This is a genomic window from Pseudomonas sp. LB3P58, from assembly GCF_054897895.1.
In genome coordinates this window covers 4,951,629-4,975,780 of the sequence record NZ_JBUBVE010000001.1, presented here as the reverse complement: position 1 = coordinate 4,975,780, position 24,152 = coordinate 4,951,629, and the positions used below count along the sequence as shown (strand labels likewise).

The window sequence follows — 24,152 nt, the reverse complement described above, 5'->3', positions numbered from 1 at the left end:
ACAAGCCTTCGGCCAAACATAACCGAGTCTCAATTGGTGTCTTTATAGAGGCAGGTCATTGGGACAATAGTCAGCGGTAGTTGTTCTGGCTCTGTCGAAGTAGGACAATTGCCGGCTTCACGTCACCATCAGCGACTTTGAATGGCCTTCCTTGCACTCGGTATTAACCACAAGACTGCTTCAGTAGACGTCCGCGAGCGCGTGGCCTTTACCCCTGAGCAGCTGGTGGAGGCCTTGCAGCAGCTCTGCCGACTCACCGACAGCCGCGAAGCTGCGATCCTCTCCACCTGCAATCGCAGTGAACTCTATATAGAACAGGATCACCTTTCGGCTGACATCATCTTGCGCTGGCTGGCCGATTATCACCATTTGAGCCTCGAAGAGCTGCGCGCGTGTGCTTATGTGCACGAAGATGATGCGGCAGTTCGTCACATGATGCGGGTGGCCTCCGGGCTCGATTCGCTGGTGTTGGGCGAACCGCAGATTCTCGGTCAGATGAAATCGGCCTACGCCGTGGCCCGCGAGGCCGGCACCATCGGTCCGTTGCTCGGGCGGCTGTTCCAGGCCACGTTCAATGCGGCCAAACAGGTGCGCACCGACACTGCCATTGGCGAGAACCCGGTGTCCGTGGCGTTTGCCGCGGTCAGTCTGGCGAAACAGATTTTCAGCGACCTGCAACGTAGCCAGGCCTTGCTGATCGGCGCCGGCGAGACCATCACCCTGGTCGCCCGCCATCTGCACGAATTGGGTGTAAAGCGCATCGTCGTTGCCAACCGCACCCTGGAGCGCGCGAGCATTCTGGCCGAGCAGTTCGGCGCCCACGCGGTGTTGCTCTCGGACATCCCGGCGGAACTGGTGCGCAGCGACATCGTCATCAGCTCCACCGCCAGCCAGTTGCCGATCCTGGGCAAGGGCGCGGTGGAAAGCGCCTTGAAACTGCGCAAGCACAAGCCGATCTTCATGGTAGACATCGCCGTCCCCCGGGATATCGAGCCGGAAGTCGGCGAACTGGACGACGTTTACCTGTATAGCGTCGACGATCTCCATGAAGTGGTCGCCGAGAACCTCAAGAGTCGCCAGGGCGCAGCCCAGGCGGCGGAAGAGATGGTTTCGGTCGGTGCCGAAGATTTCATGGTCCGCCTGCGTGAGCTGGCGGCGGTGGATGTGCTCAAGGCCTATCGCCAACAAAGCGAGCGCATGCGCGACGAAGAATTGCAGAAGGCCCAGCGCATGCTGGCCAACGGCAGCAGCGCCGAAGACGTGCTGGTGCAACTGGCGCGGGGCCTGACCAACAAACTCTTGCACGCACCGAGCGTGCAGTTGAAAAAGCTCTCTGCCGAAGGCCGCCTCGATGCGCTGGCCATGGCCCAGGAACTCTTTGCCCTGAATGAGGGCTCATCGGATAGCTTTTCGGATAAAAAACCGCAATGAAAGCGTCACTGCTCAATAAGCTGGACATCCTCCAGGACCGTTTCGAGGAATTGACCGCCTTGCTTGGCGACGGCGAAGTCATTTCCGATCAGACCAAATTCCGCACCTATTCCAAGGAATACGCGGAAGTCGAACCGATTGTCGAAACCTATAAACAGTTGCTCAAAGTACAAGGCGATCTCGAGGGCGCTCAGGCGCTGCTCAAGGACAACGACCCGGACATGCGCGAAATGGCCGTGGAAGAAGTCCGTGAAGCCAAAGAGCAATTGATCGAGATCGAAGCCAGCCTGCAACGCATGCTGCTGCCCAAGGATCCGAACGATGGGCGCAACGTGTTCCTCGAAATCCGCGCCGGCACCGGCGGTGACGAAGCGGCGATTTTCTCCGGCGACCTGTTCCGCATGTATTCGCGTTACGCCGAGCGGCGCGGCTGGCGGGTGGAAATCCTCTCGGAGAACATCGGTGAACACGGCGGTTTCAAAGAAGTCATCGCCCGCGTCGAAGGCGACAACGTCTACGGCAAGCTGAAATTCGAATCCGGTGCGCACCGCGTACAACGGGTTCCGGCTACTGAATCCCAGGGTCGCATTCACACCTCGGCCTGCACCGTAGCCGTATTGCCCGAGCCGGACGAGCAGGAAGCGATCGAGATCAACCCTTCGGATTTGCGCATCGACACCTACAAATCCTCCGGTGCCGGTGGTCAGCACGTCAACAAAACGGACTCGGCGATCCGCATCACGCACTTGCCGTCCGGTATCGTCGTCGAGTGCCAGGAAGAGCGTTCCCAGCACAAGAACCGCGCCCGGGCGATGTCCTGGCTGTCGGCCAAACTGAACGATCAGCAGACCAGCGCCGCCGCGAACGCTATCGCCAGCGAGCGAAAATTGCTGGTCGGTTCGGGCGATCGCTCGGAGCGGATCCGCACGTATAACTTTGCCCAGGGGCGGGTCACCGACCACCGGGTCAACCTGACGCTGTATTCCCTCGACGAAATCCTCGCGGGTGGTGTCGATGCGGTGATCGAGCCGTTGCTGGCCGAATACCAGGCCGACCAATTGGCAGCGATAGGTGAGTAAATGACGATCATTGCCAGTTTGTTACGCGCCGCCGACTTGCCGGATTCGCCCTCCGCGCGCCTGGATGCCGAATTGTTGCTGGCCGCTGCGTTGGGCAAGTCCCGCAGTTTTCTGCACACCTGGCCCGAGCGCATCGTTCCGAGCGAAGCGGCGCTGAAGTTTGCCGAGTATTTGCAGCGCCGCCGTGGCGGTGAGCCAGTGGCCTACATCCTCGGTCAGCAAGGTTTCTGGAAGCTTGATCTGGAAGTGGCGCCGCACACGCTGATCCCGCGCCCGGATACCGAACTGTTAGTGGAGACTGCGCTGGAACTGCTGCCGGCCACACCTGCCAAGGTCCTCGACCTCGGCACCGGCAGCGGCGCCATTGCGTTGGCCCTGGCCAGCGAGCGTCCGGCCTGGAAGGTGACCGCCGTGGATCGCGTGCTCGAAGCCGTGGCCCTGGCCGAGCGCAATCGCCAGCGCCTGCACCTGAACAACGCCACCGTGCTGAGCAGTCATTGGTTCAGTGCGCTGGAAGGTCAGCGTTTTCAGCTGATCATCAGCAATCCGCCTTACATCGCCTCAGCCGATCCGCATCTGGTGGAAGGCGATGTGCGCTTCGAACCGGCCAGTGCCTTGGTGGCCGGCGTCGACGGGCTCGACGATCTGCGTCTGATCGTCGCCCAGTCGCCGGATTATCTGGAGGCGGGCGGTTGGCTGATGCTTGAACACGGTTACGATCAAGCCACCGCGGTACGCGATTTGCTGCTGACCCGCGGCTTTGAAGAAGTCCACAGCCGCACCGATCTGGGCGGTCACGAACGTATCAGCCTGGGGCGCCTGCCGTGCTGAATGATCAGGAATTGTTGCGCTACAGTCGGCAGATTTTGTTGCAGCACGTCGACATCGACGGCCAGTTGCGACTGAAAGAAAGCCGCGTATTGATCGTCGGTCTCGGCGGCCTCGGCTCGCCGGTTGCGCTGTATCTGGCAGCCGCCGGCGTCGGCGAGTTGCATCTGGCGGACTTCGACACTGTCGATCTGACCAACCTGCAACGCCAGATCGTTCACGACACCGACAGCGTCGGCCTGAGTAAGGTTGATTCGGCTATACGCCGACTGACTGCAATCAATCCCGAGATTCAGTTGATCGCCCATCGCACCGCGCTGGACGAAGATTCCCTGGCCGCCGCCGTGGCTGCGGTGGATCTGGTGCTGGACTGTTCCGACAATTTCTCCACCCGTGAAGCGGTCAACGCTGCGTGTGTCGCCGCCGGCAAACCTCTGGTCAGCGGCGCTGCGATTCGGCTCGAAGGTCAGTTGTCGGTGTTCGATCCGCGTCGCCCGGAAAGTCCGTGCTACCACTGTTTATATGGTCACGGCAGCGAAGCCGAACTGACGTGCAGCGAAGCCGGCGTCGTCGGGCCTTTGGTTGGCCTGGTGGGCAGCCTTCAGGCGCTGGAAGCCATGAAGTTGCTGGTGGGTTTCGGCGAGCCGCTGGTGGGGCGTCTGTTATTGATCGATGCCTTGGGCTCGCGCTTTCGCGAATTGCGGGTCAAGCGTGATCCGGGCTGCAGCGTCTGTGGTTCGAAGCATGCGTGAAGCGCCGATTGGCGTGTTCGACTCCGGCGTCGGTGGGCTTTCGGTGCTGGCCGAGATCCAGCGTTTGCTGCCCAACGAGTCACTGTTGTACGTCGCCGATTGCGGGAATATTCCCTACGGCGAGAAAACCCCGGAATTCATCCGTCATCGCTGCAGTGTGATGGCCGGTTTTTTTCAGCAGCAGGGCGCCAAGGCCTTGGTGCTGGCCTGCAACACGGCGACGGTCGCTGGCGTTGCAGACTTGCGGCGCGATTATCCCGAGTGGCCCATCGTCGGCATGGAGCCGGCGGTCAAACCGGCCGCTGCCGCCACCCGCAGCGGTGTGGTCGGTGTGCTCGCCACCACCGGCACCTTGCAGAGTGCTAAGTTCGCTGCGTTGCTCGACCGATTCGCCACCGATGTGCGAGTCATCACTCAGCCGTGCCCCGGCCTGGTGGAACTGATTGAAAACGGCGATTTGCACAGTCCTGCCCTGCGCCAGTTGCTGGCCAGGTATGTCGAGCCGCTGCTCGGCGCCGGGTGCGACACGATAATTCTTGGCTGCACGCATTATCCCTTCCTAAAGCCGTTGCTAAAGCAGATGATCCCCGATGACATCAGCCTGATTGACACCGGCGCCGCTGTAGCGCGGCAACTTCAGCGTCTGTTGGCCGAGCGTGAATTGCTCGCCGAGGAACCTGCTCGTGCTGCAGAGTTCTGGACGAGTGCCGATCCGGAGCATTTCAGAAATATCTTGCCGATACTGTGGAATACCGCTGGCGTTGTGCGAAGCTTCAAGGAGTAAACAAATCTTGGGGCAAGCGAATAATTGGGGTGAACTTCTGATTAAACGTCGACTTCTATAGCGTCAAGCAACAAAAAAACCATACGAAATCGTTCGGAAAAGGATGTTTCTAATGAAGCGACTATTCTGCTTGGCCGCGATTGCGGCCGCACTGATGGGGCACAGTTTTACCGCACAGGCGGCAGGCGTGGAGTTCGCGGTCGGCGAGACCAGCGACTCGACCATGACCTATCGACTGGGTATGCAATTCGATTGGGACAAGAGCTGGTTGCAGAGTGATGTCGGTCGTGTGACCGGTTACTGGAGCGGTGCCTACACCTATTGGGAAGGCGACAAGACCTCCAGCAACCACAGCCTGTCGTTCTCGCCTGTGTTTGTTTACGAGTTTGCCGGTCAGAACATCAAGCCGTACCTGGAGGCCGGGATTGGCGTGGCGTTGTTCTCTCATAGCGAACTTGAAAGCAACAACCTCGGTGGTGCTTTTCAGTTCGAAGACCGATTCGGTTTTGGTCTGCGCTTTGCGGGCGGACATGAAGTCGGGATTCGTGCGACGCACTACTCCAATGCCGGTCTTAACAGTTACAACGACGGCGTAGAAAGCTTCTCGCTGCACTACACGATGCCGCTCTAAGCCTTGGCGCTTTTAATGTGGGAGCGAGCAAGCTCGCTCCCACATTGGATCTTCATTGGTCTGACTTTCAGCGATACGCCGTGGTAATCCCTTGGCGTTCGTCGATGCATTCCGGTGCGCCCATCTCGAACTCCCGGCAGATCAACGGGCGTTTTTCATAGATGGTGCACATCATCGTGTTGCGATCCAGCGCGGCGCACCAGCCGTCATCCAGGCGCAGCATGACTTCCCCGCCCCAGTCATCGGTATCGATAAAACGTTCGGGCACGCCCGTGTCCGTGATCAGCATGACTTCGAGCTGACAGCAGCAAGCTGCGCAGGTCGAGCATGTGACCGCAGGCTCGGCGATTTGCGTATGGGGAATGGTTTTCATGGCGCCCAGTGTAAGGCAGTGGGCCGGTGCTGTGTGAAAGGCCTGACGGACGCTTGGTCGTCGGGTTCGAACAGGGTGATCTCATGGCTGTGATTCAGCAGCCAGGTGCGATCAGCCCCGAGATGCAGGTGATTTCACGGCTGGTCCTTGATCGGCGGATTGCTGCGCACCATGCGTTTGCCGATCGCCAGTTTCCCCCGGTTGGGTCCTTTCGACAGTGGCCAGAGGTCGGCCATGAACAACGCCGGAAAGGCTAGTTCCAGCGGGCGATTCTTGAGTTCGGCAAAGATGTAGCGTGCGGACTTGTCCACCGGCCAGCTGAGTGGCATGGGGATGTTTTGCGCCGACAGCGGCGTCTCGACAAACCCCGGGCTGACCACAGTGACTTCGATGCCTTGCGGTGCAAGATCAATTCGCGACGATTCAAACAGGTAACGCAGCCCGGGCTTTGAGGCACCATGAGCCTCGGACCGTGGCAGCGGCAGGTAGGTGACCGAGCTGGCGACGCCCACCAGATGCGGCGCGGTGCCGGCGCACAAGAGTGGCAGGGCCGCCTGGATGCAATAGCTGCAGGCAAGCAGGTTGGTGCGCACCACGTGTTCGACGATCGACGAATCGAACTGCTGAACGTCGACGTATTCGCAAGTACCGGCGTTGAGGATCACCGTGTCCAGAGCTCCCCACGCCTCAGCGATCTGCTCGCCGATTTCTCGCACGGTCTGACTGTTGGTCAGGTCACCGGCCACCACCAGCACTTGTCCCGGATAACGCTGGGACAAGACTTTGAGTGGCGCCACCGAGCGAGAGCTCACCGCGAGGTGAGCACCGGTTTTCAGTATTTCTTCGGCCAGCGAGGCGCCAATGCCATTGCTGGCACCCGTCAGCCAGTATCGCCGTGGAGGTGTAAAACTCATCCCATTCTCCTTTTCAGTCAGGCAATTGCCCGGCAGGTTGTCGTGATGGCAGGTTCTTGAACGCGGCCAGCGCCCGTTGGCGTGAGCTGCTCAGATTGACGATCGGCGATGGATAATCCGCCACGCCGAACAGGCCACCGAGGTTCGCCGGGTTGTGCACTTCTTTCTTGTTCAGCTTGGCCAGCTCCGGCAGCCAGTGCTTGATAAACAACCCCTCGCTGTCGAATTTCTCCGACTGGCTCAGCGGGTTGAAAATCCGGAAGTAGGGCGCCGAATCGGTGCCAGTGGACGAGCTCCACTGCCAGCCACCGTTGTTCGCCGCCAGGTCGCCATCGATCAGATGACGCATGAAAAAACGCTCGCCTACACGCCAGTCGATCAGCAGGTTCTTGGTCAGGAACATCGCCACCACCATGCGCAGGCGGTTGTGCATCCAGCCGGTTTCAAGCAATTGGCGCATGGCCGCGTCGATTATCGGCAGGCCGGTACGGGCCTCTTGCCAGGCCAGGAGTTCATCTGGGGCATCGCGCCAGGCGAGGGCTTCGGTTTCCGGGCGGAAGGCGCGATGACGCGAGACCCGTGGGTAGCCCACCAGAATATGTTTGTAGAATTCGCGCCACAGCAATTCGTTGATCCAGGTGACGGCGCCGACCTTGCCACTTTCGAACTCGCCCTGATTGCTTTGCAACGCGGCGTGCAGACACTGACGGGGGGAAATCACCCCGGCGGCGAGATAGGCCGACAGCTGGCTGGTGCCTGGTTTGGCCGGGAAATCGCGTTCGTTTTTGTAGTAGTCGATCCGGGCATCGGCGAAGGTGTCGAGGCGGCGGTGGGCTTCGGCTTCACCGGCAGGCCAAAGACTGCGCAAGCTGTCGCTGGGCGTTGCGAAGCCTTCAACGTTTGATGGGATCTTGTCGTTGCTGATCGCCAACGGCGCCTGTACAGCAGGTGCGGTGACCCGCCTCGGTAACGACCCGCGCAGGCGGTCGTAGCACACCTTTCGGAACTGGCTGAAGACCTGAAAGTAAGTGCCCGTTTTGGTCAGTACGGTGCCCGGTTTTAACAGCAGTTGATCAAGGTAGCTGTAAAAGTCGATGGCATTGGCTTTCAGTGTTTCGGCCACGGCCGCGTCACGACGGCTTTCATGAATGCCGTACTCCTCGTTGACGTGCACCGCGTCAATCTTCAACTGTTGGCAAAGATCGAGCAGTACCTTGGGGGCGTCCTCCCAGCGAGATGCCTTGCGGATCAACAAGGGAATGTTCAGCTCATCCAACGCGTTGCGTAACTCGCTCAGGTTGCGCAACCAGAAATCCACTTTGCACGGCGCGTCATCGTGCTCCAGCCATTGCTCCGGGCTCAGCAGGTACACCGCCACAGTCGGGCCGCGGGCTGCGGCGGCCGAGAGGGCGGTGTTGTCCTGTAGGCGCAAGTCGCTGCGCAACCAGATCAATTGCAGAGAGGAGTCCGTACGATTCATTAAAAATTCGCCATTAAATGAGCCCACGCTGAACCAGGCCCTGATGCGCCGCTAACGGATCTTCAGCCAGGAACAAATCAGTAATCTTGAACGTTCGTGCGGACAATTCGGCGTGGTGGATGCACACCGTGGGTCCGGCAATCATTTTTGGGCAACTGACACCATTCAAAAGTTTCGGTAGCTGCGAAAGGTTCATGGCTTTGCTGGAGTACAGCAGAACGCCGCGGGCTTGCAGATGATCGACCGCCAGCGCGAGTTCGCCGGCGGGAAGTGGCCAGTCGAACACCTCCACCGGGCAATCGGCGCTGCTGATCAGCCAGGCGGTCAGCCACAGGTGAGGCTCCAGTGGCAGGTCCGATTGATTGATCAACAACAGTGGCGCGGTGCGTAACTGACGGTTGTTATGGTAGATGCGTGCGCCAAATTTGCTGCGTAACCAAGAGTAAAAAAACACCCGCTCCATCTGCGCGCCGAACTGGCCTTGCCAGCGTTGCTCCAGTTCAGCCAGTAACGGCATCAGCAGTTGTGCGCACAAGGTCCGTGGTGGATACAACGCCATGGCCTGATTGACGGTGTCATCGAGGGTGCGCTCGTTCAGTTGAGTGACCGCTTGCAGCAGCGTATGACGCATCACTTGCCAATCGTTTTCAACGGATTCGGTAAAGGCCTGCGGGGTGTCGAGCAGTTGCTTGACCTGGCTGACGGCCACGCCGCGGTTGAGCCAGGTGAGAATCGTCAGGATGCGTTGAACGTGTTCGGCAGAGAACAGCCGATGCCCCTTGGGCGTGCGTTGCGGAACGATCAGGCCATAACGCCGTTCCCAGGCCCGCAGGGTGACGGCGTTCACACCGGTCTGCCGCGCGACCTCACGGATCGGCAGCCAGCCTTCGTCGAGGGCTTTCTTGAAGTCGGTGCCGAGGTCTTCGCTGGCGCTGGTGTCGAGTGGGCTTTTCATTCGATTGTCATTAGATCGCGTTTCGCAGGCTGAGATTTTCCGGATGCGGTTGCAGGTAAACCTGTTGCGCAATGTATGGATCCGGGTGTTGACGGAAGTAGTGTTTGAGCAGCGTCAACGGCACCACCAACGGCACGATGCCGTGGCGGTACTGACCGATGACGTGCTGCACTTCCTGTTTGTCTTCAGGACTGATCGTCTGTTTGAGATAGCCACTGATGTGTTGCAGGACGTTGGTGTGGGTGCGGCGTGTGGCGCATTTTTTCAAGGCCGCCATCAGCTCGCTGAAATAGCGTGGACCGAGTTCGTTCGGGTCGGTCTGGCCCATGTTGCCCAGCAGGTTACCCAGGGTTTTGTATTGCACCGGGTTGTGGGCCATCAGCAGGTATTTGTAGCGCGAGTGAAAGTCCGTGAGGCCACGGCGAGTCAGACCATCGCGCAGCAACTGCTGCCAGGCGCTATAGGCGAATACGCGGGTGAGGAAGTTTTCTCGCAGCACCGGGTCGTTGAGTCGGCCGTCTTCTTCCACCGGTAAATCCGGATGCTGCGCGCAGAACGCCTGGGCGTAGATGCCACGGCCACCACCGTCCACCGGCGCACCGTTGGCGTGGTAGACCTTGACCCGATCCAGGCCGCATGACGGGGATTTCTGCATGAAGATGTAGCCGCAGAGATCGCCCAGTTCCGCGGCCATCTTCTGACCGTACTCGGCGAGCGGCCGGGTGACATTGAGTGTTGGGTTAACGGTGCCGACGGCTTCTGGATGTTGTGGATCGCCCACCAGACGGATCGGTTCACGGGGAATGCCGAGACCGATGGCGACTTCCGGACAGACCGGGATGAAATCGAAATAGTCCGTGAGGGTGCGACTGCACAGCCGCGATGCCTTGTGCCCGCCGTTGTAACGCACTTCTGCGCCCATCAGGCAGGCGCTGATGGCGATCTTCGGTTTCACGGTGACGTGGGGCATCGGAGCACCTCGAATCTAAACCTGTACAGACTGCTCGGTCTGTACAACATAACTTCATCATAGATTCAAAGGTGTACAAGTCAAATTGTTTGTACAGGTTTTACCGTCGGGCCTCCAACCGGATCGATGCGGTTCACTGCAGATGCGCATGCAAGCGGCGGGCGGCTTCCTGGCCGCTGAGCCAAGCGCCTTCTACACGACCGGACAAGCACCAGTCGCCACACACATAGAGGCCTAGATCGGCATCGGCCAGAGCTCCCCATTCATGGCTGTTGGCGGGCCGGGCGTAGAGCCAGCGGTGGGCGAGGCTGAAGGTCGGGGCGGGCATGGCGTCGTGCAGCAGCTCGGCAAATGCGCCGTGCAATTGCTCGATCACCGCTTCCTTGGACAGGTCGATATGTTGCCGACTCCAGGCGCTGGTGGCGTGCAAAACCCAAGTGTCCAGCGTGTTGTCACGTCCCGGTTTGCTGCGGTTGCGAGCCAGCCAGTCGAGTGGACTGTCCTGTACGAAGCAGCCTTCCATGGGCGTATCCAACGGTGTCTCGAACGCCAGCGCGACAGCCCAGGTCGGGTCCATTTTCACTCCGGCGGCGGCACCGGCGAGTTTCGGCGCGGAGGCCAGCAGAGCAGTCGCCTGAGGCGCCGGCGTGGCGATAATCACATGACTGAACGGGCCGTGGGTGAAGCCTTCGGCGTCCTGCAGATGCCAGTGCTCCTCGCCGCGATAGACCTCGGTAATGCGGCAGGCGAAATGCACTTCCAGGTCGCCGAGCAGGCCGCGGGTGATGGCGCTCATGCGCGGCGTGCCGACCCAGCGCGTCTGTTCGTCCGGCGACAGGCTGAGCTGGCCGCCATGGTAGGTGTAGAGCTGCGGCATCCATTCAGCGACCCAGCCGTTGCCTTGCCAGCGCTGGACTTCAGTGACGAAGCGGCGATCGCGGGCAGTGAAATATTGCGCGCCCATGTCCAGAGCACCCGCATCGCTGCGCTTGCTTGACATGCGTCCGCCACTGCCGCGGCTTTTATCGAAAAGTTGAACGACATGCCCGACCTCTGTCAGGGCCTGGGCGGCGGAGAGCCCGGCGATGCCGGTGCCGATGATTGCGATAGGTACAGTCATAGGGGCCTCGTTTACCTTTCTGTACAGACTACGCCGTGGTTGAAACCTGTACAATATTGTTTTTTGGTATAACTTTTAGCGTTCTCGTTCTGACAGCTTGGCCTATTGTTAATCACAGAGCCTGCCCGATACCAAAGATCCCTGCTTATAAAAATAGACTAGTGATCAGGGTAAAACGCTACGCGAGGAAGTAGTCATGCACATATTGCTGACCGGCGGTACTGGTTTGATAGGACGTCAACTCTGCCGCCTCTGGTTGGGTCAGGGTCATCACCTGACGGTCTGGAGTCGCAAGCCTGACAAAGTCGCGAAAATCTGCGGTGCCCAAGTGCGCGGAGTGGCCCGCCTCGAGGACATCGGCCAGGAGCCAGTGGATGCGATTATCAACCTCGCAGGTGCACCGATTGCCGATCGCCCCTGGACAACCAGACGCAAAGCGCTGTTGTGGAGCAGCCGCATCACCCTGACCGAAACCCTGCTGGCCTGGCTCGAAACCCGTCAACAAAAACCGCAGGTGTTGATTTCGGGGTCTGCGGTCGGTTGGTACGGTGATGGGGGCGAGCGGGAACTGACCGAGAAGTCTCCACCGGTCATCGATGATTTCGCCAGCCAGTTGTGCATCGCCTGGGAAGAAACCGCCCAGCGTGCCGAAGGCTTGGGCATTCGTGTGATCTTCATTCGTACCGGGTTGGTGTTATCGGCCGAGGGCGGCTTTTTGTCGCGGCTGTTGCTGCCGTTCAAAGTGGGGCTGGGCGGGCCTATCGGCAGTGGCCGGCAGTGGATGCCGTGGATCCATATCAACGATCAAATCGCCCTGATTGATTTTCTTCTGCGTCAGGAACACGCCAGTGGTCCTTATAATGCCTGCGCACCCAAGTCGGTGCGCAACCGCGAGTTTGCCAAGACGTTGGGCAGCGTGCTGCACCGCCCGACGTTCATGCCTATGCCGGCCCTGGCGTTAAAGGTATGTCTGGGCGAATTGTCATTGCTGTTGCTGGGCGGCCAGAAGGCCGTACCGGCTCGCTTGCTGGAAGCGGGTTTCACTTTCCAGTTCACTGATTTGCGCGCGGCTCTGGACGACCTTTCCAGCCGCCTTTGAAATAGGACGTTGCATGACCGATCACGCATTGCTTCTGGTCAATCTGGGCTCACCGGCCTCCACCTCGGTGGCGGATGTGCGCAGTTACCTCAATCAATTTCTGATGGACCCGTATGTGATCGACCTGCCATGGCCGGTGCGACGTTTGCTGGTGTCGCTGATCCTGTTCAAGCGCCCGGAGCAGTCTGCCCACGCCTACGCCTCGATCTGGTGGGAGGAGGGCTCGCCGTTGGTGGTGCTCAGCCGTCGACTGCAACAGGCCATGACTGCCCAGTGGACCCACGGTCCGGTGGAGTTGGCGATGCGTTACGGTGAGCCGTCTATTGAATCGGCGCTGGTGCGCCTGGCGGCTCAGGGTCACAAGAGGATCACGATCGCGCCGCTCTATCCACAGTTCGCCGACAGCACGGTGACCACAGTGATCGAGGAGGCCAAGCGGGTGGTGCGCGATAAGCAGCTGGATGTGCAGTTTTCGATTCTCCAGCCGTTCTACGATCAAGCGGAATACCTCGATGCGCTGGTGGCCAGCGCCAAGCCGTATTTGCAGCAGGATTACGATCACTTGCTGCTCAGCTTTCACGGATTACCGGAGCGGCATCTGAAGAAGCTCAATCCGGGTCACAGTTTCGAAGGGGGTGGCGATTGCTGCGCTGGAGCGCCACCGGAAGTGGTCGCGACCTGTTATCGCGGGCAATGCTTGCGTACGGCTGCAGAGTTCGCCAAACGCATGGGTTTGCCGGACGGCAAGTGGTCGGTGTCGTTTCAGTCGCGTCTGGGCCGGGCCAAATGGATCGAACCCTACACCGAAGCGCGCCTTGATGAGTTGGCGGGAATGGGCGTGAAGAAAGTGCTGGTGATGTGCCCGGCGTTCGTTGCCGATTGCATCGAGACGCTGGAAGAAATCGGGGATCGCGGCAAAGAGCTGTTCCGCGAGGCGGGAGGGGAGGAGTTGGTGCTGGTGCCGTGTCTTAACGACGATCCGCAGTGGGCGCGGGCGTTGAGCACGTTGTGCGAGCGAGCGCCGCTGGCGCTTTAAAAGCTTCGCGAGCAAGCCCGCTCCCACATTTGATATTCGGTGTACTCAGATCAAATGTGGGAGCGGGCTTGCTCGCGAAGGCGTCCTGTCAGTCAGCGATAATCTTGAGCCTGCTTACAGCAGCGATTCATTCGCCTTCTTGTGCTTCCAGCTGTCATTACCCGGTAGCAACAGGTTCAGCGCAATCGCCGTCACCGCGCACAGCGCGATGCCTTTGAGGCCGAAGTCGTCCGGTCCTGTGCCGGTGCCGACCAGTACGCCGCCAATCCCGAACACCAGGGTCACCGAGACAATCACCAGATTGCGCGCCTCGCTCAGGTCGATCTTGTGGCGAATCAGCGTGTTCATGCCCACCGCCGCGATCGAACCGAACAATAGGCACAGAATCCCGCCCATCACCGGCACCGGAATGCTTTGCAGTAGCGCGCCGAACTTGCCGACGAACGCCAGGCTGATGGCGAAAATCGCCGCCCAGGTCATGATCTTCGGGTTGTAGTTCTTGGTCAGCATCACCGCGCCAGTCACTTCGGCATAGGTGGTGTTGGGTGGACCACCAAACAGGCCGGCTGCGGTGGTGGCAATGCCATCGCCGAGCAGGGTGCGGTGCAGGCCGGGTTTCTTCAGGTAATCGCGACCGGTCACGCTACCGACAGCAATCACGCCGCCGATGTGTTCGATGGCCGGAGCCAGGGCCACCGGAACGATGAACAGAATCGCCTGCCAGTTGAATTCCGGCGCGGTGAAGTGCGGGATCGCAAACCACGGTGCAGCGGCAATTTTCGCGGTATCAACGACGCCGAAATAGAACGCCATCGCAAAACCCACCAGCACACCGGAGATGATTGGCACCAGGCGGAAGATACCTTTACCGAACACCGCGACGATCAGGGTGGTCAGCAGCGCTGGCATCGAGATCAGCATTGCCGTCTGATAATGAATCAGCTCGGTGCCGTCGCCAGCCTTGCCCATCGCCATGTTGGCGGCGATCGGCGCCATGGCCAGGCCGATGGAGATGATCACCGGGCCAATCACCACCGGTGGCAGCAGACGGTCAATGAAACCGGTGCCTTTGATCTTCACGGCAAGGCCGAGGAAGGTGTAGACGAAACCGGCCGCCATCACGCCGCCCATGGTCGCCGCGAGACCAAACTGGCCTTTGGCGAGAATGATCGGGGTGATAAAGGCAAAGCTCGACGCCAGGAACACCGGCACCTGACGCCCGGTGACGATCTGGAACAGAATCGTCCCCAGGCCTGCGGTGAACAGCGCCACGTTCGGGTCGAGGCCGGTAATCAGCGGCATCAACACCAGGGCGCCGAAGGCCACGAACAGCATCTGCGCACCCGACAGCACCGTGCGCCAGAGCGGATCGTTGAACTCTTGCTGCATGCTCAAGCGTCCTTCTGCTTGGTGCCGAAGATCTTGTCACCGGCATCGCCCAGGCCTGGGATGATGTAACCGTGTTCGTTGAGTTTCTCGTCAATGGAAGCGGTGTAGATGGTCACGTCCGGGTGAGCCTTCTCTACGGCGGCAATGCCTTCGGGGGCCGCCACCAGCACCATCGCGCGGATGTCGCGGCAACCGGCCTTTTTCAGCAGGTCGATGGTCGCAACCATGGAGCTGCCGGTGGCGAGCATCGGGTCGATGATCATCGCCAGGCGTTCGTTGATTTCCGGAACCAGTTTTTCCAGGTAGGTGTGGGCCTGCAGGGTCTGTTCGTTGCGGGCCACGCCGACGGCGCTGACTTTTGCGCCCGGGATCAGGCTCAGCACGCCTTCGAGCATGCCGATGCCAGCGCGCAGGATCGGGACTACAGTAATTTTCTTGCCGGCGATTTTCTCGACCGACACCGTGCCGCACCAGCCTTCGATGTCGTAGCTTTCCAGCGGCAGGTCTTTGGTGGCTTCATAGGTCAGCAGGGCACCGACTTCCTGAGCGAGCTCACGGAAATTCTTCGTGCTGATGTCGGCGCGGCGCATAAGGCCGAGTTTATGGCGGATCAGCGGATGGCGGATCTCGAGGATGGGCATGGGAAAGGCTCCGGCGGCGGGCAAAAAAACCGGCCTAGATTAATCTATCCGAGGGTGTTGTCCTATAGACATACAGTACGTTAGTCCACAAACGCTTGATCTGGCCTCGCTTGATGCGTACCTTTGCCCGCTTTTCATGAACAGCCACCCCCTGGAGAGCGCCATGTCCGCTGATCTCGAGCATATCCGTCAAATCATGCGAGAGGCTGACTGCCTGTACACCGAAGCTGAAGTCGAGGCGGCCATCGCCCGCGTCGGTGCACAAATCAACGACCAGCTGGCTGAAAGCAATCCGGTGGTGTTCTGCGTGATGAACGGCGGGCTGATTTTCTCCGGCAAGCTGCTGACCTATCTGAACTTCCCGCTGGAAGCGTCATACCTGCACGCCACCCGTTATCGCAACGAAACCAGCGGCGGCGATCTGTTCTGGAAAGCCAAGCCGGAAGTGTCGTTCATCGACCGTGACGTGCTGATCATCGACGACATCCTCGACGAAGGTCACACCCTGGGCGCGATCATCGACTTCTGCAAACACGCCGGCGCCCGTGCTGTGCACACCGCCGTGCTGATCGACAAGGACCACGACCGCAAGGCTCGCCCGGACCTGAAAGCCGATTTCGTCGGCCTGCCATGCATCGACCGTTACATCTTCGGTTACGGCATGGACTACAAGGGCTACTGGCGTAATGCCAACGGGATTTTTGCTGTTAAAGGAATGTAAGCACATGACCGCGCCGAGCTTTCTTGATCAACCCCTGTTCACTGAATTGGCCGAGAAAGCGGCGGCTAATCCTCGCGGGCGTCAGCATCACAACTTCCATCAAATGGAAGAGGCCTGTCACCGCATGGCCGTAGGATTGCAGCCGAACACCTACATCCCGCCTCACCGCCATCTTGGCGATAACAAAGCCGAAACCTTGCTGATCCTCAAGGGGCGGCTTGGCCTGTTGATTTTCGATGAGTCGGGCGCCGTGCTGAAAAAACAGATTCTGCAGGCCGGTGGCGAGTGTGTTGGCGTGGACCTGCCGGCCGGCGTGTTTCATGGCCTGGTGGTGCTGGAAGCCGACAGCCTGATGTTTGAGTGCAAGGCCGGTCCTTATCGCCCGGTCGGTGAAGGCGAGCTTGCTCACTGGGCGCCGCGCGAGGGTGAGCCGGGAGTTGCCGAATATCAGGCGTGGATGCGCGCGCAGTTCGATTGATATTAAGGCAGGATCAAAAGATCGCAGTCTGCGGCAGCTCCATGATGGGCGTCAGTACGCAATTATTGCGGCGAGCGCGGTCCCTGCAGGAGCTGCCGCAGGCTGCGATCTTTTGCTTTTAATCCCATGCTAGAGTGCTCGGCCCCGACCTCCGGAGCCCGTCATGAGCCTTTTGATCCGCAGCTGCGCCGCCCTGTTGCTGACCGTCAGCCTGCCTCTGGCTGCCGCCCCGGCGCCGATGCACGCGCAGTTCCTGCCCCCCGATGACCTGACCCTGCGTGACGCGGAGCCCGAGCAGCAACAGCTGTTGCAGGTCACCGAGTATTCGGTGGTGGTCGGCAGTCAACGTCAGTCCAACCAGCAGCCGATTCCGGTGACCTCACCCTTGCTGATCCGTCTCAAGGGTAAATCCTTGAACAAGGGCGCGACCATCAGCCAGGTGCTGGTCAATTTCGATGGCGAAAGCAAAAGCCTGAAAAAGCCGATCTACGACGACAAAAGCAAAACCCTGACGCTGTTTTACCCGATGGCTCAGTACCGGGTGGTGATCGACTTGTTGCGCAATGACACGGTGTATTGCCAGTTCCTCAGCTACGCCAACGGCCATATCTGGGCCGATCTGCACACGGGCGCTGTTCGTCCGCGTTGAGCCCGGTGGCAAGGGAGGGGTAAACTGCCCGCCCCGTGAAATGTCTGCGAGCTGGAGTCGGCAATGCGTAAAGATAAGAAGCAAGTGATTGGTGACGAGATCGGCGATGAGCAGATCAAGCTGTTCCTCGATTTCGAACCGGTCGACGCCACGTCGCCGTCGCTGCACAAACTGATCAAGGCCTACCGCGGCCTGCGCATCGATGACTTCGGGCGCTTTCTGACGTTCTTCGTCGAAGCCGGTCTGGATCTGGACGGCAAGGATGAGCACGGCAATGACTTCGTTGCCCTGATCAAGGATCAGCGCAACGCGGCCGAGTACATCGAACTGATCGAAAAGGCTCGCGGCTAAGATCTTTTAAAGGCACAAAAAAAACGCCCCGCTCTCAATGAGAACGGGGCGTTTTTTATGCGGCCGAATCAAGCGTAGCTTTCGGTCTCGTTGCTGGCTTCAACCAGTTCCAGCGCGACGTTGTTCTGCACGTTGATCTTGCGATACAGCGCAGCATCGGTTTCCAGAACCTTTTCCCGTGCCGGGAAGATTTCCGCGAGCTTGGCAGCCCACTCACCGGACGCTTTGTTCGGGAAGCATTTCTCGATCAGTTCCAGCATGATCGAAACGGTCACCGATGCGCCTGGCGAAGCGCCGAGCAGGGCAGCAAGGGTACCGTCCTTGGCCGCGACCAGTTCGGTACCGAACTGCAGAACGCCGCCCTTTTTCGGGTCTTTCTTGATGATCTGCACCCGTTGGCCGGCCACTTCCAGGCGCCAGTCTTCGGCTTTCGCTTCAGGGTAGAAGCGACGCAGGGAATCCAGGCGCTGCTCCATCGACTGCATCACTTCGCTGACCAGGTACTTGGTCAGGTCCATGTTGTTTTTCGCCACGGCCAGCATCGGGCCGATGTTGCCGGCGCGAACCGACATCGGCAGGTCCATGAAGGAGCCGTGCTTGAGGAACTTGGTGGTGAAACCGGCGTAAGGTCCGAACAACAGGGACTTCTTGCCATCGACTACACGGGTGTCCAGGTGCGGCACCGACATCGGTGGCGAGCCCACGGCCGCCTGGCTGTAAACCTTGGCCTGGTGGTGTTTGACCACTTCCGGGTTGTCGCAACGCAGCCACTGGCCGCTGATCGGGAAGCCGCCGAAGCCTTTGCTTTCTTCGATGCCCGAAGCTTGCAGCAGCGGCAGTGCCGCGCCGCCAGCGCCGAGGAACACGAATTTCGCGTCGACGTCACGGGAGTTGCCGCTGTTGACGTCCTTGATGCTGACGGTCCAGCCGCTGCCGTTACGCTTGAGGCCGGTCACGCGCTTGCAGTACTTGACCTGGGCATCGGGTGCGCTGGTCAGGTGCTTGAGCAGTTGATTGGTCAGGGCGCCGAAGTTGACGTCGGTGCCGTTCATGACGCGGGTGGCGGCGACGACTTCGTCGGCCGGCCGGCCAGGCATCATCAGCGGCATCCACTCGGCCATGGTGGCCTTGTCTTCGGTGTATTCCATGTCCGAGAAGGCGTGGTGCTTGCTCAGCGTCTTGAAGCGTTCCTTGAGGAAGGAAACGCCATCGTCACTCTGGACGAAGCTCAGGTGCGGCACCGGGCTGATGAACGTCTTGCACGAGCCGAACGTGCTTTTCTTGGTCAGATAGGACCAGAACTGCTTCGACACCTCGAACTGGGTGTTGATGTGCACGGCTTTCTTGATGTCGACGGTGCCGTCGGCGGCCTGCGGCGTGTAGTTGAGCTCACACAGCCCGGCGTGACCGGTACCGGCGTTGTTCCACGGGTTCGAACTCTCCGCGGCACCGGAATCCATCAGCTCGACGACTTCCAGCTTGATCGCGGGGTCGAGCTCTTTGAGCAGTACAGCGAGGGTGGCACTCATGATGCCGGCCCCAACCAGTACTACGTCGACTGCTTCGTTATGCGCCATTTAACGCGTCTCCAAAATCTGCAGCACCAAATTGTCGGCATGGCTGCCAGGTGTTCAGGGGCGTGTCAGTGATGCCCCAGGTACTCATGGCAGTATCGCCATGTCCGAATCTTCGCAATTTTTTGCAACTTCGACGGACGCTACCGGCCGGGTCTAAAAGAGTTACATGAACTCACTTCAACGCGCGGCTGGCAATTCGACTTATGGTCGATACATCCGTTTGTGCAACCAAATCCGTAGAGGACAGGCTTCAGGATCCGGTGTTCGAGGCGTACTCGGTCCTGTGTCGTTGGGCTGTTTCAGACGCTAATGGTGCATATTCAGACGCAAAACTATTCATTTGCTCGCCACACTCTTGTGAAGTTGTGAAAACCCGTTTTTTTCACGCTCTTTTGAAGACGTGAACCTCAAAAAAGGGCTGCCCCAGCCTGGCACCGTGCCCGGATGGATTGCCGCCATGGAATACATGACAAGCAAAACGGGCAAACAGCTCAGTAACCGAGCGTAATGACAGCTCTGCAGATTCGCGAAAAGTGGGGGTTTTGCTCAAGGAACAGCAAGCGCGCCAGCTTCACTCGATCTGTGTGGGCGGCTCTCTGTGGGCGGTGCGGGGTGTCAATACAAGCGCATTGACGATGCTGCGAGGCCCGATCAGGAGACGTCCTTATAATCGGGGGGAGATTGTAGCGAAGAAACGCAGGGAAATGGTCGTGTTTAATGACTTTTATTAGGTGTTCGGTCAGGTGGTCAACAGCTGTTGAGCCCGCGCACGTGGCTGGCGCTGGCTGACACGGGCGCTAGGAGGCAGGGGATGGTGCAGCCAGTTGAGACGGATTTCTTCGATTTCGACCCAGTCATCACCCATCGGCTGGAGGCTGCACTGTTTGAATGCCTGGCAATGGCCGTTGCGGTCGAGCAGGGCGAAGCAGCGATGCAGCGGACGTGGGTTGAACAGCGAGACGAGATAGCGCATGGCGAAGTACCTTGTGGGGTGACTGCTGTGAAGGTTGCCAGCGAGCCGTGACGAGCAAGTGTATGGGCGGTGACAGATGTGTGACACAGGCCGTTTCTGGTGGTTTTGTAGGAATTTACCTCAATCATTGCGCTGCCCTAGTTAGCCGCAGTGGCGCACCGCTATACTGCGGGCCTTAGTGCCTGATTCTGGAGAGAAGCGCATGTTGCAACGCCTGTTGTTCGGTTTGATCACTGTGACCAGCTTGACGCTGGTCGGCTGCGCCCACAGCCCGCAACAACTGAATCCGGAACCCAAGCTGACGACTCAGCTGGCACCGGTCGGTCATGGTCAACCGGTGGTGGTGCGTGTGGCGGACGGTCGTCCGTCGCCGACTTTGGGCACCCGTGGTGGCCTGTACCCTGAGACCAGTGCGATCACCGTGCAGGGCGCGCAGATTCTGCCGAAGTTGCAGGCTCAGGCCGAAGCGGCCGTGCGGTTGCTGGGTTTTACTCCATCCAACAACGCACCGAATGCACCGCAAATCACTGTGACTCTGGTCGAGCTGAAGTATCAGTCGCCTAAAGAAGGCATGTACGTGACCGAAGCGACCATCGGCGCGACGTTCCGCTCCGATGTGCAGAATGCCAATCGTCGTTACAGCGGCCGTTACGGTGCGTCCCTGGATCAACGTTTTGGTATGGCGCCGAATCAGGAAACCAATACCAAGCTGGTTAGCGATGTGTTGAGCGATGCGTTGACGCGTCTGTTCAAGGATCCGACCGTGGGTCAGGTTCTCGGCGAATAAACTTTCGCCGAAATCAAAAAAGCCCGGTGCCAGCAATGGCCCCGGGCTTTTTCATTCAGGTGTACACCACCGAACAACTGTGGGAGCGAGCCTGCTCGCTCCCACAGGGAATGTGTTGTGTCAGGCGGCTTCGGAGTAAAAGTCCAGCACGCTCACGCCCGTCAGCAACTCAGGACAGGAATCGGTCAAATGGTTCGTTATTTGTCGGAAAGCAAGGGCAGGTGGCGAGGCTTTCGGTAGAATCCGCGCCGCGGTCGTCGGTTCGGCGTCTGCCACACCTGTTTTGCTGAGGTTCGTGATGTCGTTGCATTTGATTTCGCTGTTTACCAACCATCCCGCCAAGTTGATCAACCTGTTGGCCTTGTTGTTTGCCTTTCCGGGCGGCTGGTTGCTGCATACCACTCGTCGCCGCGAACAGCGCGCGCTGGCCACTCTCGAAGCGCAAAGCCAGAGCCGTCGTATCGATGAACCGACGTTGATGCTGGACGGGGCGACCTTGCGCATGAACCGGTTTTTCTATGGATTCGGTTTTGCCTGCCTGGGGTTGGCGCTGCTGGTGTCATGGATCAGCACGCGGGTTTGAATCGCTAAAAAGCAAAAGATCGCAGCCTCGTTTCACTCGACAGCTCCTACAGGGGATAGCGTTCGCCCTGTAGGAGCTGTCGAGTGAAACGAGGCTGCGATCTTTTGATCTTGCTTCAAAAAAACCTTACAGCGGCAAACCTGCTTTCACACGGTACTGATTGCGCACTGGCGTCGCGTATTGCACGACCATGAACGGACGATGCTCCTCAGGGCACGCGTCCAGACGCTGTTGCCATTGCTCCTGAGCCTTGGCCAGTTCGTCCGCCGCAAACACCTCGGCGGCTTTCGGCACCTGCAATTGCGGGTCGGCGTCTTTCCACTGGGCGTAGGCCAAGTAGTGCACCGGGAACAGACGGTAGCCGCCGAGGATCTGCCGGTCCATCTCGATCGCCAATTGCTTGGTGTCGTCGAACAGCTCGGTGATCGGCGAAGCGAAATTCACATGCACACGGCCCTTGTAGCCGGTGATGCCCTTGGCGATGCTCACATCGTCCTCGCCCGGCACTTTGGTGTAGCTGCCGGTGGTGGCGCGGATGAACAGCTCGCGAGCCTTGGCTTGATCGCACGGGTCGTATTCATAACTGATCGACACCGGGGTGAGGTTCAGCGAGCGAATGACTTCGCCAAACGGCTCGTCCTTGCGGCTCATGTGGAACATTTTCAGGATCGCCGACTCGGTGCGGTCGTCGCCGTCCTTGGCCCGGCCTTCGGCCTGGGCGATCCAGATCGAGGCACAATCCTTGCGGATCGAGTGGTTGATGTAGGCCGACAGCAGTTGGTACGCCGCCATCTTCTCGCGTCGACCGGCGATCGAACGGTGCACGATGAAGCTCTTGTTCAGGCGCATCAGATCGCTGACGAAGGGCTTTTGCAGCAGGTTGTCGCCGATCGCGATGCGCGGTGTCGGCAGGCCGGCGTGGTACACGGCGTAGTTGACGAAGGCCGGGTCCATTACGATGTCGCGGTGGTTGGCGATGAACAGGTAGGCGCTGCCGGACTTGAACTGCTCGACGCCGGTGTACGTCACACCGTCCGTGGCTCGCTCGATGGTGTGGTCGACGTACATCTCGACTTTATCCTGCAACGTGGCCACCGACGTGACGTCAGCGAACTCACGGCGCAGCCGATGAGCTATAAGAGGTTTGAGCATCCAGCCGAAAGCACCGGCAAAACGCGGGAAGCGGAAGTGGATGAGGATATCTAGAAACGCCTTGTCGCCGAGCAGCCGGTCCAGCACTGCCGGGACTTCGCTGTCATTGTAAGGTCGGATGGCATCGAATTCGCCCATCATGCTCTCTTGTTAGAAACGGCTAGGGTAAGTAAAGGTTTTGATCGAAAACCAACGGGGCACGGTCTGAAAAGTTAGCCAGACAAAAATAGCCCTGCAAATAGACCGGCGATTATACGCACAAGTCACCTGGGAGACCGCGATGCTGGAAACCGAGCGCTACGAATGTCCGTATTGTGGTGAAGAGGCAGAGGCCGTTCTGGACTTGTCCGGTGGCGATCAGACCTATATCGAAGACTGTCCGGTGTGTTGTCGCCCGATCACGTTTGTTCTGCAGACTGACGGTCAGGAATGGTTGCTCGAAGTTCACAGCGAAAACGAATGAAAGGGGCACCCCATGCAGCGAATCTACGAGCCGGAAAACCTCATGGAAGGTGAGTTGCTGCAAAGCATGTTGGCCAGTGAGGGCATCGAAGCGCATTTGGTGGGCCGCGATTTGCTCGGTGGCAGCGGCGAATTGCCGATCTTTGGCCTGCTGGGCCTGTCGGTCGATAACGACGAGGCCGAGTACGCCCGGGAGTTGATCACCGCGTACAATGCCGCGCTGCCACTGCCCGGCGATGAACCGGAAAGTTTTCCCGGCACGCTGGTCTGTTAGGCTGACGTTCGTTTTATCAAGAGTCGTGTTGCCCCATGTGTGGACGTTATGCCCTGTTTCGCTGGAACCCCGCCTTCGCGGCCCTGCCTGGCTTCCCCGCCGATCAGCAGGCCCAGTGGAATATTTCTCCCAACGATTCGGTGTTGATGCTGCGTGCAGGCGTTGACGGCCAGCGCGAGTTGGCCCGCGCGCGTTGGGGTTTGACGCCGCCATGGCTGACCGATTTGTCCCGTACGCCAGCCCATGCTCGGGCCGAAACCGTTGCCGAACAACCGATGTTTCGCCAGGCCCTGCGCGAACGCCGTTGCCTGCTGCCGGCCAACGGTTTTTACGAATGGCGCGGCACGACCCGCAAGCGCCCGTATTGGCTGACACCGGGAGAGGGCTCGACGTTGTTCTTTGCGGCGATCTGGGAAGCGTATCCAGTGCAGGAGCAGGTGTGGCTGAGCACGGCGGTGATCACGCAGCCGGCGGCGAGTCAGCGCCGGCCGTTGATTCTCGATGCGGCGGGGCAGGAGGCATGGCTCAATCCAGAGACTCCGTTGCATGCCTTGCAAGCGTTGCTCGCCAGTGAACCCGCGGCGTTGCGCGAGCGGGTATTGGCGAATCTGGTGAATGATCCGAAGCTCAATGGGCCGGAGTGTCTAACCCCCGGCTGATGGG

28 protein-coding genes are annotated in these 24,152 nt (G+C 59.5%); 17 read left to right on the top strand and 11 right to left on the bottom strand.

Annotated elements, in window-relative coordinates; genetic code table 11:
- The first annotated feature begins 141 nt into the window (after window positions 1-141).
- The 6 genes from hemA to ACYZTZ_RS23125 all read left to right on the top strand — a co-directional run bounded on the left by hemA (window position 142) and on the right by ACYZTZ_RS23125 (window position 5,505).
- The gene (hemA, locus tag ACYZTZ_RS23150) at window positions 142-1,431 is read left to right on the top strand and encodes a glutamyl-tRNA reductase (protein WP_046048307.1); all 1,290 of its coding nucleotides are present in this window, start codon (window positions 142-144) and stop codon (window positions 1,429-1,431) included.
- Entirely contained in the window at window positions 1,428-2,510 is a 1,083-nt protein-coding gene (prfA, locus tag ACYZTZ_RS23145) for a peptide chain release factor 1 (RefSeq protein ID WP_461999817.1), read from the top strand. The genes hemA and prfA overlap by 4 nt, the downstream gene beginning before the upstream one ends.
- Window positions 2,511-3,341, top strand: coding sequence for a peptide chain release factor N(5)-glutamine methyltransferase (prmC, locus tag ACYZTZ_RS23140; RefSeq protein WP_461999816.1), 831 nt, complete (start codon window positions 2,511-2,513; stop codon window positions 3,339-3,341).
- Window positions 3,335-4,090 (top strand): molybdopterin-synthase adenylyltransferase MoeB, encoded by a 756-nt coding sequence (locus ACYZTZ_RS23135; RefSeq protein ID WP_008153418.1) that lies wholly within the window; start codon window positions 3,335-3,337, stop codon window positions 4,088-4,090. The genes prmC and ACYZTZ_RS23135 overlap by 7 nt, the downstream gene beginning before the upstream one ends.
- On the top strand, window positions 4,083-4,874 hold the full coding sequence (murI, locus tag ACYZTZ_RS23130; RefSeq protein ID WP_461999815.1) for a glutamate racemase: 792 nt from the start codon (window positions 4,083-4,085) through the stop codon (window positions 4,872-4,874). Before ACYZTZ_RS23135 ends, murI begins: the two co-directional genes overlap by 8 nt.
- A 112-nt stretch (window positions 4,875-4,986) precedes the next feature.
- The gene (locus tag ACYZTZ_RS23125) at window positions 4,987-5,505 is read left to right on the top strand and encodes an acyloxyacyl hydrolase (RefSeq protein WP_461999814.1); all 519 of its coding nucleotides are present in this window, start codon (window positions 4,987-4,989) and stop codon (window positions 5,503-5,505) included.
- Window positions 5,506-5,572: 67 nt separating this feature from the next.
- On the opposite strand, the gene ACYZTZ_RS23120 is transcribed toward ACYZTZ_RS23125, so the two are convergent.
- The 6 genes from ACYZTZ_RS23120 to ACYZTZ_RS23095 all read right to left on the bottom strand — a co-directional run bounded on the left by ACYZTZ_RS23120 (window position 5,573) and on the right by ACYZTZ_RS23095 (window position 11,317).
- Window positions 5,573-5,878, bottom strand: a complete 306-nt coding sequence (locus tag ACYZTZ_RS23120) for a YkgJ family cysteine cluster protein (protein ID WP_008153413.1) — start codon at window positions 5,876-5,878, stop codon at window positions 5,573-5,575.
- Window positions 5,879-6,012: 134 nt separating this feature from the next.
- Window positions 6,013-6,792, bottom strand: coding sequence for an SDR family NAD(P)-dependent oxidoreductase (locus tag ACYZTZ_RS23115; RefSeq protein WP_461999813.1), 780 nt, complete (start codon window positions 6,790-6,792; stop codon window positions 6,013-6,015).
- A gap of 13 nt (window positions 6,793-6,805) precedes the next feature.
- Window positions 6,806-8,251: a deoxyribodipyrimidine photo-lyase gene (phrB, locus tag ACYZTZ_RS23110; RefSeq protein ID WP_462000704.1), complete on the bottom strand. Its 1,446-nt coding sequence runs from the start codon at window positions 8,249-8,251 to the stop codon at window positions 6,806-6,808.
- Between the two features lie 34 nt (window positions 8,252-8,285).
- Window positions 8,286-9,227, bottom strand: a complete 942-nt coding sequence (locus ACYZTZ_RS23105; RefSeq protein WP_056740810.1) for a MerR family transcriptional regulator — start codon at window positions 9,225-9,227, stop codon at window positions 8,286-8,288.
- A 10-nt stretch (window positions 9,228-9,237) separates the two neighbouring features.
- The gene (locus ACYZTZ_RS23100) at window positions 9,238-10,197 is read right to left on the bottom strand and encodes a YbgA family protein (RefSeq protein ID WP_461999812.1); all 960 of its coding nucleotides are present in this window, start codon (window positions 10,195-10,197) and stop codon (window positions 9,238-9,240) included.
- 133 nt (window positions 10,198-10,330) lie between these two features.
- Entirely contained in the window at window positions 10,331-11,317 is a 987-nt protein-coding gene (locus ACYZTZ_RS23095) for an NAD(P)/FAD-dependent oxidoreductase (protein ID WP_461999811.1), read from the bottom strand.
- 196 nt (window positions 11,318-11,513) lie between these two features.
- Between ACYZTZ_RS23095 and ACYZTZ_RS23090 the strand changes: the two genes are divergently transcribed.
- Both ACYZTZ_RS23090 and hemH read left to right on the top strand, forming a co-directional pair.
- Entirely contained in the window at window positions 11,514-12,416 is a 903-nt protein-coding gene (locus ACYZTZ_RS23090) for a TIGR01777 family oxidoreductase (RefSeq protein ID WP_461999810.1), read from the top strand.
- 13 nt (window positions 12,417-12,429) lie between these two features.
- Window positions 12,430-13,452 carry a ferrochelatase gene (gene hemH, locus ACYZTZ_RS23085; RefSeq protein ID WP_461999809.1) on the top strand — a complete coding sequence of 341 codons (1,023 nt, stop codon included), beginning with the start codon at window positions 12,430-12,432 and terminating at the stop codon, window positions 13,450-13,452.
- A 114-nt stretch (window positions 13,453-13,566) separates the two neighbouring features.
- Here the strand turns inward: hemH and ACYZTZ_RS23080 are convergent, their stop codons facing one another.
- Together ACYZTZ_RS23080 and upp are read right to left on the bottom strand one after the other, a co-directional pair.
- Window positions 13,567-14,841, bottom strand: coding sequence for a uracil-xanthine permease family protein (locus tag ACYZTZ_RS23080; protein WP_056740820.1), 1,275 nt, complete (start codon window positions 14,839-14,841; stop codon window positions 13,567-13,569).
- Between the two features lie 2 nt (window positions 14,842-14,843).
- The gene (gene upp, locus ACYZTZ_RS23075) at window positions 14,844-15,482 is read right to left on the bottom strand and encodes a uracil phosphoribosyltransferase (protein WP_008025893.1); all 639 of its coding nucleotides are present in this window, start codon (window positions 15,480-15,482) and stop codon (window positions 14,844-14,846) included.
- Between the two features lie 163 nt (window positions 15,483-15,645).
- Here upp and ACYZTZ_RS23070 point away from each other — a divergent pair, with 163 nt between their 5' ends.
- From ACYZTZ_RS23070 to ACYZTZ_RS23055, 4 genes are all read left to right on the top strand, one after another.
- The gene (locus ACYZTZ_RS23070; protein WP_033061274.1) at window positions 15,646-16,203 is read left to right on the top strand and encodes a hypoxanthine-guanine phosphoribosyltransferase; all 558 of its coding nucleotides are present in this window, start codon (window positions 15,646-15,648) and stop codon (window positions 16,201-16,203) included.
- Between the two features lie 4 nt (window positions 16,204-16,207).
- A complete protein-coding gene (locus ACYZTZ_RS23065) occupies window positions 16,208-16,681 on the top strand; it encodes a WbuC family cupin fold metalloprotein (RefSeq protein WP_461999808.1) in 474 nt (157 codons plus the stop codon).
- Window positions 16,682-16,844: 163 nt separating this feature from the next.
- Window positions 16,845-17,330: a hypothetical protein gene (locus ACYZTZ_RS23060; RefSeq protein WP_461999807.1), complete on the top strand. Its 486-nt coding sequence runs from the start codon at window positions 16,845-16,847 to the stop codon at window positions 17,328-17,330.
- 63 nt (window positions 17,331-17,393) lie between these two features.
- Entirely contained in the window at window positions 17,394-17,681 is a 288-nt protein-coding gene (locus ACYZTZ_RS23055) for a PA4642 family protein (RefSeq protein ID WP_008153397.1), read from the top strand.
- 68 nt (window positions 17,682-17,749) lie between these two features.
- On the opposite strand, the gene mqo is transcribed toward ACYZTZ_RS23055, so the two are convergent.
- Both mqo and ACYZTZ_RS23045 read right to left on the bottom strand, forming a co-directional pair.
- Window positions 17,750-19,258 carry a malate dehydrogenase (quinone) gene (mqo, locus tag ACYZTZ_RS23050; RefSeq protein WP_461999806.1) on the bottom strand — a complete coding sequence of 503 codons (1,509 nt, stop codon included), beginning with the start codon at window positions 19,256-19,258 and terminating at the stop codon, window positions 17,750-17,752.
- Between the two features lie 739 nt (window positions 19,259-19,997).
- Window positions 19,998-20,231, bottom strand: coding sequence for a hypothetical protein (locus ACYZTZ_RS23045; protein WP_461999805.1), 234 nt, complete (start codon window positions 20,229-20,231; stop codon window positions 19,998-20,000).
- A gap of 202 nt (window positions 20,232-20,433) precedes the next feature.
- On the opposite strand from ACYZTZ_RS23045, the gene ACYZTZ_RS23040 reads away from it, so the two are divergent.
- Window positions 20,434-21,018: a YajG family lipoprotein gene (locus ACYZTZ_RS23040; protein WP_056740829.1), complete on the top strand. Its 585-nt coding sequence runs from the start codon at window positions 20,434-20,436 to the stop codon at window positions 21,016-21,018.
- Window positions 21,019-21,316: 298 nt separating this feature from the next.
- Window positions 21,317-21,601, top strand: coding sequence for a hypothetical protein (locus ACYZTZ_RS23035; RefSeq protein ID WP_461999804.1), 285 nt, complete (start codon window positions 21,317-21,319; stop codon window positions 21,599-21,601).
- A 126-nt stretch (window positions 21,602-21,727) separates the two neighbouring features.
- On the opposite strand, the gene ACYZTZ_RS23030 is transcribed toward ACYZTZ_RS23035, so the two are convergent.
- The gene (locus tag ACYZTZ_RS23030; protein WP_461999803.1) at window positions 21,728-22,891 is read right to left on the bottom strand and encodes a 1-acyl-sn-glycerol-3-phosphate acyltransferase; all 1,164 of its coding nucleotides are present in this window, start codon (window positions 22,889-22,891) and stop codon (window positions 21,728-21,730) included.
- 142 nt (window positions 22,892-23,033) lie between these two features.
- Here ACYZTZ_RS23030 and ACYZTZ_RS23025 point away from each other — a divergent pair, with 142 nt between their 5' ends.
- The 3 genes from ACYZTZ_RS23025 to ACYZTZ_RS23015 are packed head-to-tail and all read left to right on the top strand — an operon-like array spanning window position 23,034 to window position 24,148.
- Window positions 23,034-23,216: a CPXCG motif-containing cysteine-rich protein gene (locus ACYZTZ_RS23025; RefSeq protein WP_008153387.1), complete on the top strand. Its 183-nt coding sequence runs from the start codon at window positions 23,034-23,036 to the stop codon at window positions 23,214-23,216.
- 12 nt (window positions 23,217-23,228) lie between these two features.
- Window positions 23,229-23,489: a putative signal transducing protein gene (locus ACYZTZ_RS23020; RefSeq protein WP_008153386.1), complete on the top strand. Its 261-nt coding sequence runs from the start codon at window positions 23,229-23,231 to the stop codon at window positions 23,487-23,489.
- Between the two features lie 35 nt (window positions 23,490-23,524).
- Window positions 23,525-24,148, top strand: a complete 624-nt coding sequence (locus tag ACYZTZ_RS23015) for an SOS response-associated peptidase (RefSeq protein WP_046048287.1) — start codon at window positions 23,525-23,527, stop codon at window positions 24,146-24,148.
- Window positions 24,149-24,152: the final 4 nt, after the last annotated feature.

Bases quoted from the DNA above. Each gene is read 5' to 3' on its own strand.
- hemA (WP_046048307.1), top strand. From the start codon at position 142: ATGGCCTTCCTTGCACTCGGTATTAACCACAAGACTGCTTCAGTAGAC.
- prfA (WP_461999817.1), top strand. From the start codon at position 1,428: ATGAAAGCGTCACTGCTCAATAAGCTGGACATCCTCCAGGACCGTTTC.
- prmC (WP_461999816.1), top strand. From the start codon at position 2,511: ATGACGATCATTGCCAGTTTGTTACGCGCCGCCGACTTGCCGGATTCG.
- murI (WP_461999815.1), top strand. From the start codon at position 4,083: ATGCGTGAAGCGCCGATTGGCGTGTTCGACTCCGGCGTCGGTGGGCTT.
- ACYZTZ_RS23125 (WP_461999814.1), top strand. From the start codon at position 4,987: ATGAAGCGACTATTCTGCTTGGCCGCGATTGCGGCCGCACTGATGGGG.
- ACYZTZ_RS23120 (WP_008153413.1), bottom strand. From the start codon at position 5,878: ATGAAAACCATTCCCCATACGCAAATCGCCGAGCCTGCGGTCACATGC.
- ACYZTZ_RS23115 (WP_461999813.1), bottom strand. From the start codon at position 6,792: ATGAGTTTTACACCTCCACGGCGATACTGGCTGACGGGTGCCAGCAAT.
- ACYZTZ_RS23105 (WP_056740810.1), bottom strand. From the start codon at position 9,227: ATGAAAAGCCCACTCGACACCAGCGCCAGCGAAGACCTCGGCACCGAC.
- ACYZTZ_RS23100 (WP_461999812.1), bottom strand. From the start codon at position 10,197: ATGCCCCACGTCACCGTGAAACCGAAGATCGCCATCAGCGCCTGCCTG.
- ACYZTZ_RS23095 (WP_461999811.1), bottom strand. From the start codon at position 11,317: ATGACTGTACCTATCGCAATCATCGGCACCGGCATCGCCGGGCTCTCC.
- ACYZTZ_RS23090 (WP_461999810.1), top strand. From the start codon at position 11,514: ATGCACATATTGCTGACCGGCGGTACTGGTTTGATAGGACGTCAACTC.
- hemH (WP_461999809.1), top strand. From the start codon at position 12,430: ATGACCGATCACGCATTGCTTCTGGTCAATCTGGGCTCACCGGCCTCC.
- ACYZTZ_RS23080 (WP_056740820.1), bottom strand. From the start codon at position 14,841: ATGCAGCAAGAGTTCAACGATCCGCTCTGGCGCACGGTGCTGTCGGGT.
- upp (WP_008025893.1), bottom strand. From the start codon at position 15,482: ATGCCCATCCTCGAGATCCGCCATCCGCTGATCCGCCATAAACTCGGC.
- ACYZTZ_RS23070 (WP_033061274.1), top strand. From the start codon at position 15,646: ATGTCCGCTGATCTCGAGCATATCCGTCAAATCATGCGAGAGGCTGAC.
- ACYZTZ_RS23065 (WP_461999808.1), top strand. From the start codon at position 16,208: ATGACCGCGCCGAGCTTTCTTGATCAACCCCTGTTCACTGAATTGGCC.
- ACYZTZ_RS23060 (WP_461999807.1), top strand. From the start codon at position 16,845: ATGAGCCTTTTGATCCGCAGCTGCGCCGCCCTGTTGCTGACCGTCAGC.
- ACYZTZ_RS23055 (WP_008153397.1), top strand. From the start codon at position 17,394: ATGCGTAAAGATAAGAAGCAAGTGATTGGTGACGAGATCGGCGATGAG.
- mqo (WP_461999806.1), bottom strand. From the start codon at position 19,258: ATGGCGCATAACGAAGCAGTCGACGTAGTACTGGTTGGGGCCGGCATC.
- ACYZTZ_RS23045 (WP_461999805.1), bottom strand. From the start codon at position 20,231: ATGCGCTATCTCGTCTCGCTGTTCAACCCACGTCCGCTGCATCGCTGC.
- ACYZTZ_RS23040 (WP_056740829.1), top strand. From the start codon at position 20,434: ATGTTGCAACGCCTGTTGTTCGGTTTGATCACTGTGACCAGCTTGACG.
- ACYZTZ_RS23035 (WP_461999804.1), top strand. From the start codon at position 21,317: ATGTCGTTGCATTTGATTTCGCTGTTTACCAACCATCCCGCCAAGTTG.
- ACYZTZ_RS23030 (WP_461999803.1), bottom strand. From the start codon at position 22,891: ATGGGCGAATTCGATGCCATCCGACCTTACAATGACAGCGAAGTCCCG.
- ACYZTZ_RS23025 (WP_008153387.1), top strand. From the start codon at position 23,034: ATGCTGGAAACCGAGCGCTACGAATGTCCGTATTGTGGTGAAGAGGCA.
- ACYZTZ_RS23020 (WP_008153386.1), top strand. From the start codon at position 23,229: ATGCAGCGAATCTACGAGCCGGAAAACCTCATGGAAGGTGAGTTGCTG.
- ACYZTZ_RS23015 (WP_046048287.1), top strand. From the start codon at position 23,525: ATGTGTGGACGTTATGCCCTGTTTCGCTGGAACCCCGCCTTCGCGGCC.